We start from the raw sequence: 8,646 nt of genomic DNA, 5'->3' as shown, positions 1-8,646 counted from the left end.
CGCCCCTCCCCCGCGGCCGACGGGCCCGCACCCGGCGCACCTGCTCCCGGCGCGCTCGCGCCCGATCCCGACGACGAGGTCGACCCGCTGCTCATCGGCCGACGGATCCGTGCCGCGCGCACCGCGAGAGGCCTCTCCCTCGCCGAGCTCGCCGCGGCCCTGGACCGCGCCCCCTCGCAGCTGTCCGTGATCGAGAACGGGAAGCGCGAGCTGCGCCTCGGGGAGCTGCGCCGGATCGCGCGCGCGCTCGAGGTGGGGGTCGAGGACCTGCTGGACCCGGAGCCCCCGTCGCGTCGGGCGGCGCTCGAGATCGCGCTCGAGAAGGCGCAGGCCGGGGCGCTCTACCGGGGTCTCGGCCTGCCGGACCTGCCCGTGCGCAAGACCCTCTCCGACGCGGCGATCGAGACGATCCTGACCCTGCACGAGGAGCTGCGGCGCCTGCACGAGCAGCGGGCCGCGACCCCGGAGGAGGCGCGGCGCGTCAACGGGCAGCTGCGTCAGGAGCAGTCCGAGGCCGGCAACTACTACCCCGCCCTCGAGGAGACGGCGCGGGAGCTGCTGGCCCGGATCGGGCACAGCGGCGGCCCGCTCTCGCACCGCAAGGTCTCGCTGCTGGCCGAGGAACTCGGCTTCTCCCTCCACTCTGTGCCGGACCTCCCCCACTCGGCCCGCTCGATCACCGATGCGTCCTCGATGCGGATCTACCTGCCGCTCGGGCGCGATGCCGCCGACCCCCGCACCACGGTGCTGCAGGCCCTGGCCGCGCACGTGCTGGGGATGGACGAGCCGGCCGACTACGGGGAGCTGCTGCGCCAGCGGGTGGAGGTGAACTACCTGGCCGCGGCGATGCTGGTGCCGGAGGCGGGGGCGAGCGAGCTCCTGCAGCGGGCGAAGGCGCAGCGGGAGCTGTCGGTCGAGGACCTGCGCGACGAGTTCGCCGTCACCTACGAGCTGGCCGCACACAGGTTCACGAACCTCGCCACCCATCACCTCGACATCCCGGTGCACTTCCTGAAGGTGCACTCCTCGGGCACGATAGTGAAGGCGTACCAGAACGACCACGTCCGCTTCCCCACCGATGCGCTCGGCGCGGTGGAGGGGCAGCTGGTGTGCCGCTGGTGGAGCGCGCGGCGGGTCTTCCGCTCCGAGGACCGGATGCGGCAGTACAGCCAGTACACCGACAAGCCCGGCGGCACCTACTGGTGCACCTCCCGCATCGAGTCCGGCTCCGGCGGGGAGTTCTCCATCTCGGTGGGCACCGACTTCGCGCACACGAAGTGGTTCCGGGGCCGGGAGACGAGCGTGCGCCACTCCTCGAGCTGCCCCGACCCGGACTGCTGCCGACGCCCCGCGCCCGAGCTGGTCGAGCGCTGGCACGGCTCGGTGTGGCCGGTCGCGCGCCTGCACGCCTCGCTGCTCGCCGCGATGCCGACGGGCACCTTCACCGGGGTGGACCGGGTGGCGATGCTCGAGTTCCTCGAGCGGCATGCGCCCTCGACCGAGGGGAAGACCAGTGAGGAGCCGAAGGGCGGGGCCGGCCCCGCGTCATCGGTGCCGCCGCGAGGGTGAGGATCTCCGGGCTCGTCGGGCCGTCGCCCTGCGCCCCAGCTCCAGCCCCAGGCACCTCACCTCGGCGTCGATGAGCACGTCGCCGGCGACGCTCGCCCCGGTCAGCGAGAGCATCGATGCCCGCCGCGACGAGCAGCACCGGCCGCCAGCTCACCAGGACAGCTCGCGCCGGGGCCGGACGTGGATGTCCGTGAGCTGCACGTCCTCGCTCGCGGTGATGGCCATGACCACCGCCCTCGCGACGGAGGAGGGACGGATCAGCTCGCCCCGGTCGACGTCCCCGCCGAACATCGGGGTGTCCGTGGGGCCGGGGTACACGGTCGAGACCCGCACCCCGTTCCCCTCCTCCTCGGCGCGCAGGCCGTTGGCGAGCGCCCGGAGCGCGTGCTTGCTCGCGGCGTACGGGGCGTTGCGGGGACGGGCGGCGGTGCCGGCGCCCGAGTTCACGAGCACCACGGTGCCGCGCGCGTCGCGCAGGGCGGGCAGTGCGTGCCGGACGAGCGCCGCACCGGCGGTGACGTTGAGGGCGAAGACCCGCTCCCAGTCCGCATCGGCCGTGTCCTCGACCCGGGTGGAGGGAGAGATCCCGGCGGCGTGGACCAGGGCGTCCACGCGGTCGGGCACGAGCGCGGCGAGGTCGCCGGTGAGCAGGTCCGCGGCGCGCGGGGTGATCAGTGCGGAGGCCTCCTCGAGCTGCGCGAGGGCCTCCCGGTCTCGGCCGACGGCGATCACCCTCCAGCCGAGCTCGGCGAGCTGCAGGGCGACCTCGCGGCCGATCCCGCTGGTCGCGCCAATGACGAGAGCCGTGCGAGGGGTGGTGCTGTGCTGGTCGGCGGTGGTCATGCGTCCAGTCTGCCGCCGACCGGCGGCGCGGGTCTAGCCGTGCACGACCCCCATCACCAGCAGTACCGCGAGCGCGCCGTAGACGGTGCCGGCCGCGCCGTCGAGCAGGTAACGCACGCGCGGCCGGCTGAGCACCGCGTCGCGGAAGAGCCCCGCGGCGCTGCCGATCGCGAGGTCGGTGAGCAGGCCGGTCAGCTGCAGCAGCAGGCCCAGCATGAGGATCTGTGCGAAGGGGTTCTCCCCGGTCCCGCCCGTCGTGCCCAGGAACTGGGGCAGGAAGGCGACGAAGAACAGCGCGATCTTGGGGTTGGTGATGTTCACGACGAAGCCGCGGCGGAAGACGTTCGGGACGACGGCGGCCTCCTCGAGCGGGGCACCGGCGCGGCGCCAGGTGGTGACCGCGAGGAAGGCCAGGTAGCCGGCACCGGCCAGCCGGATCGCGTCCAGCGCGGCCGGCAGCTGGGTCAGTGCGACGCCGAGCCCCGTCGCCGCGACGAGCACCCAGATCGTCATCGCCGAGGTGACCCCGAAGGCGCCCTGGACGGCGGCGCGCCTGCCCTGGTTGATGCCGGTGGCGACCATGAACGCCATGTCCGGTCCGGGAGTCACGAGGATGACCGTGACGGCCAGCAGGAAAGCGGGCAGGACGGACACGTCGAGCACTTCTCACCACCTTGATCTCACTGCGGGAGGAGCTCCCGGAATCACGCCCTCACCTGGGCCGACAGTGACTCTAGGAGGTGGCGATGCGGCGTCGCAATGATCGAGATGCCGGGCAGAACGGCGGGAGGTCGAGCAGTCTGCTGGGCGGTATTAGGCTGTCTGCGTGCTCGACGATCTCGACTACCGCCTCATCGCCCTCCTCCGCGCGAACAGCCGCACCCCCGTGGCGGTCCTCGCCCGCGAGCTCGGGGTGAACCGCTCCACCGTGACCTCGCGGATCGACCGCCTCGTGGACAACGGCGTGATCGAGGGGTTCACGATCCGGGTCAGCGGCGACCTCGAGCACGACTCGGTCCAGGGCGTGATGCTCGTCGCGACCGAGAACAGCCGCAGCCCCGAGATCGTGCGCGAGCTGCGCGGCTATCCCGAGCTCGAGCAGTTCCACTCCACCACCGGCACCTGGGACCTCGTGCTGCAGATCCGGGCGCGGAACCTCGCCGAGTTCGACCTCGTGCTGGAGCGGGTCCGGGCGATCCCCGGCGTGCGCACCACGCAGACGAATCTGCTGTTCAGCTCGCTGCGCACGGTGTAGAGCGGGGCACGCACGCTGCCCTCACGCCCCCTGCGGGACCTCCGCCGCCTCCGCCGTCTCCCGCTCCCGGAAGAGCGCGGCGAAGAACAGCGCGACGCCGACGGCGAGCGCCGCCGGGATGAGCCAGATGGTGCGCCAGTCGTGGGTGCCGTCGGCCGCGAGGAAGGCGTCGACGATCGGGCCGGAGATCAGGGAGCCGATCAGCAGGCCCACGCCGTAGGTCGCGAGCGAGATCAACCCCTGGGCGGCGCTGCGCACGTGCTTGGGGGCGAAGCGGTCGGTAAAGATCTGCCCTGCGACGAAGAAGAAGTCGTAGCAGACCCCGTGCAGCACGAGGCCGATGATCACCAGCCACAGCAGCGAGCCGGCGTCCCCCACGGCGAACAGGGCGTAGCGCAGCGCCCAGGCGAGCATGCCGATCAGCAGCGTCCGCTTCACGCCGAGCTTCCTCAGCATCAGCGGCATGACCAGCAGGAACAGCGCTTCGGAGACCTGGCCGAGGGACTGCACGGCCGCGGCGGACTGCACACCGATCTCGTTGAGGTAGAGGTTGGTGAAGTTGTAGTAGAACGCCAGCGGGATGCAGATCAGGATCGAGGCGAGGAAGAACACCAGATAGGAGCGGGACTTCAGCAGCGCGAGGGCGTCCAGGCCCAGCACGTCGCGGACGGTGACGCGGTCCCCCGTCGTCTCCGGCGGGGTGTGCGGGAGGGTGAACGCGTAGACGCCCAGCAGCGCCGAGCCGATCGCGGCCATGACGAAGGTGTTCTCGAGCGCTCCCCCGGCCTCCCAGCCGAGCCAGCCGATGAGCAGCCCCGCCACGATCCAGCCGATGGTGCCGAACACGCGGATCGCCGGGAACTGCCGCTCCGGGCTGGTCAGGCGGCGGAAGGAGATCGAGTTCGCCAGAGCCAGCGTCGGCATGAAGGAGATCATCGCCAGCAGCGCGAACACGAAGAACGCCCCGAACTCGCCCTGTCTGCCGGCGAGGAAGAGCATCACGGCGCTGAACAGGTGCAGGACACCGAGGATGCGCTGCGCGGCGAACCAGCGGTCCGCGATCAGGCCCACGATGAAGGGAGCGAGGATCGCGCCGAGGGACTGGGTGAGGAAGGCCAGGGCGATCTGGCTGCCGCTGGCACCTAGATCCGCGGCGAGGTACGTGCCGAGCGTGACGAACCAGGCGCCCCACACGAAGAACTCCAGGAACATCATCGTCGAGAGTCGCAGGCGGATGACGGGGTCGAGTGTCATGAACGGAGAATCTAGCCGACCGTCCTCCGGAACGGGAGGGGGCGCGGAGAGGGACTCCGCGCGACGGGATCGCGGTCCGGCGGCGTCTCCGCGGGGCAGCCGACGGGCTGGACCCGCCGGTCGGTACACTCCCCCCTCGCGCGTCCCCCCTCGCACGTCGCGCCCGTACCCTGGCCCGTATGCGCATCCCCCGCACCCTCGCGATCGTGCTCGCCGGCGGACAGGGCTCCCGGATGGGAGCGCTCACCGACGAGCAGGCCAAGCCCGCCCTCCGCGTGGGCGGCTCCTACCGGCTGATCGACATCGCGCTGTCCAATCTCGCCAACAGCCACCTCAGGGCGGTCTGGGTGGTCGAGCAGTATCTCCCGCACTCGCTGAACGAGCACCTGTCGGCCGGCCGGCCCTGGGACCTCGACCGCACCCACGACGGGCTGCGCACCCTCACCCCCTTCGAGGGCGCCCAGGGTGAAGGCTTCGCCACCGGCAACAGCGACACCCTGTGGAGGCAGAAGGAGCTCATCGCCGAGTTCGCCCCGGAGATCGTGCTGGTGCTCAGCGCCGATCACCTCTACACGATCGATCTGCTGGACGTGCTGGACACGCACGCGGCCGCCGACGCCGAGCTCACCATGGTCACCACCCGCCTCCCGCAGGACGCCTCCCGCCACGGCGTGGTGCGCACCGGGGAGGGCGGCATCGTCGAGGAGTTCTGGTACAAGCCGGAGGACCCGCCCACAGATCTCGTCGCCACCGAGATCTTCTGCTTCGACGCCCCCGCGCTGCTCGAGGCCCTGCAGACCCTGCCGGAGCAGGTCGGCGAGCTGCAGGACTGGGGCGACGACCTCATCCCCCACTTCGTCGGGCGGCAACGGACCGTCGAGCACCGCCTCGAGGGGTACTGGAGGGACATCGGCACCCTCGCCTCGTACTGGGCGGCGCACATGCACCTGCTCGACGGCGACGGCGTGACCCTCGACGATCCCGACTGGCCGATCTTCTCCGCCCAGCCTCAGCTGCTGCCCGCCCGCGTCCGGGACGGCGCCGCGGTGAGCACCTCCCTGCTCGCCCAGGGCAGCGACGTGGCCGGCAGCGTGACCCGCAGCGTGATCAGTCCCGGCGCGGTCGTCGAGGCCGGTGCCGAGCTGGTGGAGTGCGTCGTCCTCGACGGTGCGCACGTGGGCGCCGGAGCCCGTCTGCGCGGCTGTCTCGTGCAGGACGACGCGCAGGTCCCGCCCGGGGCCCGTCTCGGCGACGACGACGTCGTCACGCTCGTGGGCGTCGACGGGACGGTCGCGGAGACGACGGCGCGGGAGTGAGGCCGGCCCGAGTCGACGGCGGTGCGGACACGACTGGACACGCAGAAGGCCCCTCCCGGGGGAGGGGCCTTCGTCTGTCCTGCCTGGTGGAGACTAGGGGGGTCGAACCCCTGACCTGAAGCTTGCAAAGCTACCGCTCTACCAACTGAGCTAAGTCCCCGTGGGTGGTGCCGATCATACTCGCTGCGGCACCGGTGCGGATCAGGAGTGCTGCGCCTGCTTCCGCGCCGCCATGTCCTGCTCGACGGAGACGCGCTCCGCCTCGTTCCACAGATCGTTGCGGATCCGGTCGGACTCGACCTTCCGCCAGGTGAGGATCCCGGCGACGGCCGTGGTGAGCACGACAGCGATGGTCGCGATGAACTTCTTCATGAGTTCCTCCGATCCTCCAAGTGGGCCTAGCTGGACTTGAACCAGCGACCTCTGTCTTATCAGGACAGCGCTCTAACCGACTGAGCTATAGGCCCATGCAGGGTGATCTCCGAAAAGTTCCCGGGGATCTCCGCCGACGCACAACGTTACCCCGAGCCTGGTCGCCTCGTCCAACCGACCGGGGCGGTTGTTCGCGAGGTCACAGTATCCTGGCCGGCTCCACGCTTCCTGATCGTCGGGGCGCCGAGGGGCGGTCCGCCGAAGCTCAGGGCCGCGGCAGCCCGTCGCCGGCGACGAGGCCGTGCTCGCGGGCGAGGCCCCGCACCACCTCGGGGTCCGCAGCGAGACGGGCGCAGATCTCCGCCGCCGCGCCGATGAGCCGCTCGTCGCCGGTGAGGGCGTGGAGCTCGTCGAACAGCTCCTGCTGCCGGTGCCGCAGCGGGATCGGCACGCCGTCGCGGGCCAGCACGCCCCAGCGCGAGGCGTAGACGTCCACGTGCGCCGGCCGCTCGCCCGTCGCGAGCGCGAGCGAGACGTCCGCGGCCTCCAGCCGCAGACGGTCGTAGTTCGGCTCAGTCCGGTCGACGACGGCCAGCTGCTCCTCGTCGAACCAGGTCGCGACCAGCTCCATCCGCTCCCCGTCGGCGCGGTACGGAGCGGCGGGCAGGTATCCGGGCGCGGCGCTGCTCGGGACATGGCCGACGGCGAGGCCATGCACGGTGCAGCGCACGAAGGGCGTTGTCACGTCGAGGTCGCGCCCCGAACGGCGGTACTTCCGGGCGATGGTCCAGGGGGTCTGGTTGGAGCCGACGGCGAGGACGAGGGTCCGCTCGGCCAGCGGCGCGGCGCCTGCGGCGGCGAGGACCTGCTCGATCGCGGCGCGGTCCACCAGCGGGGTGACCTGGTCCTCCGCCGGCTGCGCGGGGACAGCGGAGTCCTGGTGCGAGCCGGCGGCGTCGGCGCCCCCGTCCGCGCCGGGCTCGAGGTCCACCACCCCGTCGGCCAGCAGCAGCGCCGAGGTCGCCGACGGCCCGAGCCACGGGTACTCCTCGGGGGCGACGGAGCTCGGCAGGGAATCGGGAGGCGCGAGGGACATCCCTCGACCGTAGCCCCGTCTCTCGGCCCGTTCCCCTCCGGCGCGACGACTCTCACCCGCCGCCGGCCGCCCGGCTCACTATCGTGGTGCCATGAGCGAGCAGCGTGCGACCGACGCCCTGGAGGCCCTGGGCCTGCGCCACGAGATCACCCGGCACGGGAGGGTCGGCTCCCTCGCCGAGGCGGCCGCGGCCCGCGGCGTCGAGCCCCGCGACATCGTCAAGACCCTCGTGGTGCGACGCGGCGAGGGCGACTTCCTCTTCGTGCTGGTGCCCGGGGACCGGGAGATCTCCTGGCCGAAGCTGCGCGCGCTGCTGGGCGTGAACCGCCTGTCGATGCCGCACAAGGAGGTCGCGAAGGAGGTCACCGGCTACGAGCGCGGCACGATCACGCCCTTCGGCGCGACCACGGCCTGGCCCGTGGTGGCCGACGCGTCCCTGTCCGGGGATCCCGAGCGGCGGATCTCGATGGGCGCCGGCGCGCACGGCGTCGCCGCGACCGTCCCCGCCGAGGAGACCCTCGCCCGCCTCGACGCCCAGGTCGCCGACGTCACCGAGCTCCAGCAGCCCTGACCCCGGGCGGACGGCAGGTATCCGGCACCCCGCCCTGGACCACCGACGCCCAACACCCGACGCCCGACACTGGCCGGCGGATCCCCTGTCCCTAGCGAACCAGGGCCTTTGGGACCGCCATTCGCCAATGTTTGCTGCGCTGGCGACTCATGTCGACCCCCGCATGAGTCCTCCGGGCCACAAAAGGTCTCACCAGGGGGCCGCGCCGATCCGAGACGTGGCTCTGTGTCGGAATGAGGGCCTGTTCCGCCACAAAGCCACGCCTCGCCGGCCGGCCCCTCGGGGCACGGGGCGAGGGTCGAATGGTCCCGGAGACGACGACGCCGCCGGCCTCGGGGAGGCGCGGCGGCGTCAGCGGGGTCATCGGGGC

The 8,646-nt window shown here is 72.1% G+C and carries 9 protein-coding genes and 2 tRNA genes; 4 read left to right on the top strand and 7 right to left on the bottom strand.

What is annotated here, in order from left to right; translation table 11 throughout:
• Positions 1-1,569: helix-turn-helix domain-containing protein (locus HMPREF3159_RS01220; protein WP_070499233.1), on the top strand; the 1,569-nt coding region annotated here is incomplete at its 5' end.
• A 150-nt stretch (positions 1,570-1,719) separates the two neighbouring features.
• Here the strand turns inward: HMPREF3159_RS01220 and HMPREF3159_RS01215 are convergent.
• Entirely contained in the window at positions 1,720-2,412 is a 693-nt protein-coding gene (locus HMPREF3159_RS01215) for an SDR family NAD(P)-dependent oxidoreductase (RefSeq protein ID WP_070499231.1), read from the bottom strand.
• Positions 2,413-2,445: 33 nt separating this feature from the next.
• Positions 2,446-3,075: a LysE family translocator gene (locus HMPREF3159_RS01210; RefSeq protein WP_070499224.1), complete on the bottom strand. Its 630-nt coding sequence runs from the start codon at positions 3,073-3,075 to the stop codon at positions 2,446-2,448.
• Positions 3,076-3,238: 163 nt separating this feature from the next.
• Between HMPREF3159_RS01210 and HMPREF3159_RS01205 the strand changes: the two genes are divergently transcribed.
• A complete protein-coding gene (locus HMPREF3159_RS01205; RefSeq protein WP_070499223.1) occupies positions 3,239-3,667 on the top strand; it encodes an Lrp/AsnC family transcriptional regulator in 429 nt (142 codons plus the stop codon).
• Positions 3,668-3,688: 21 nt separating this feature from the next.
• Here the strand turns inward: HMPREF3159_RS01205 and HMPREF3159_RS01200 are convergent, their stop codons facing one another.
• Positions 3,689-4,921, bottom strand: coding sequence for a nucleoside permease (locus HMPREF3159_RS01200; RefSeq protein ID WP_070499221.1), 1,233 nt, complete (start codon positions 4,919-4,921; stop codon positions 3,689-3,691).
• Positions 4,922-5,100: 179 nt separating this feature from the next.
• Between HMPREF3159_RS01200 and HMPREF3159_RS01195 the strand changes: the two genes are divergently transcribed.
• Positions 5,101-6,237, top strand: a complete 1,137-nt coding sequence (locus tag HMPREF3159_RS01195; RefSeq protein ID WP_070499219.1) for a glucose-1-phosphate adenylyltransferase family protein — start codon at positions 5,101-5,103, stop codon at positions 6,235-6,237.
• Between the two features lie 84 nt (positions 6,238-6,321).
• Here HMPREF3159_RS01195 and HMPREF3159_RS01190 read toward each other — a convergent pair.
• The 4 genes from HMPREF3159_RS01190 to HMPREF3159_RS01180 all read right to left on the bottom strand — a co-directional run bounded on the left by HMPREF3159_RS01190 (position 6,322) and on the right by HMPREF3159_RS01180 (position 7,705).
• Positions 6,322-6,397: transfer RNA gene (locus HMPREF3159_RS01190), tRNA-Ala, on the bottom strand.
• Between the two features lie 41 nt (positions 6,398-6,438).
• Complete coding sequence (locus tag HMPREF3159_RS16915) at positions 6,439-6,609, bottom strand: DLW-39 family protein (RefSeq protein WP_141748016.1); 171 nt, start codon at positions 6,607-6,609, stop codon at positions 6,439-6,441.
• 21 nt (positions 6,610-6,630) lie between these two features.
• Positions 6,631-6,704 (bottom strand) — tRNA-Ile (locus tag HMPREF3159_RS01185).
• 170 nt (positions 6,705-6,874) lie between these two features.
• Positions 6,875-7,705: a hypothetical protein gene (locus HMPREF3159_RS01180; RefSeq protein WP_070499217.1), complete on the bottom strand. Its 831-nt coding sequence runs from the start codon at positions 7,703-7,705 to the stop codon at positions 6,875-6,877.
• 91 nt (positions 7,706-7,796) lie between these two features.
• On the opposite strand from HMPREF3159_RS01180, the gene HMPREF3159_RS01175 reads away from it, so the two are divergent.
• Positions 7,797-8,276 carry an aminoacyl-tRNA deacylase gene (locus tag HMPREF3159_RS01175; RefSeq protein WP_070499215.1) on the top strand — a complete coding sequence of 160 codons (480 nt, stop codon included), beginning with the start codon at positions 7,797-7,799 and terminating at the stop codon, positions 8,274-8,276.
• The last annotated feature ends 370 nt before the right edge of the window (positions 8,277-8,646 follow it).

Origin of the sequence: Brachybacterium sp. HMSC06H03 (genome assembly GCF_001807385.1) — a bacterium.
Lineage (GTDB): Bacteria > Actinomycetota > Actinomycetes > Actinomycetales > Dermabacteraceae > Brachybacterium > Brachybacterium conglomeratum.
This window is presented reverse-complemented; position numbering and strand designations above follow the sequence as displayed.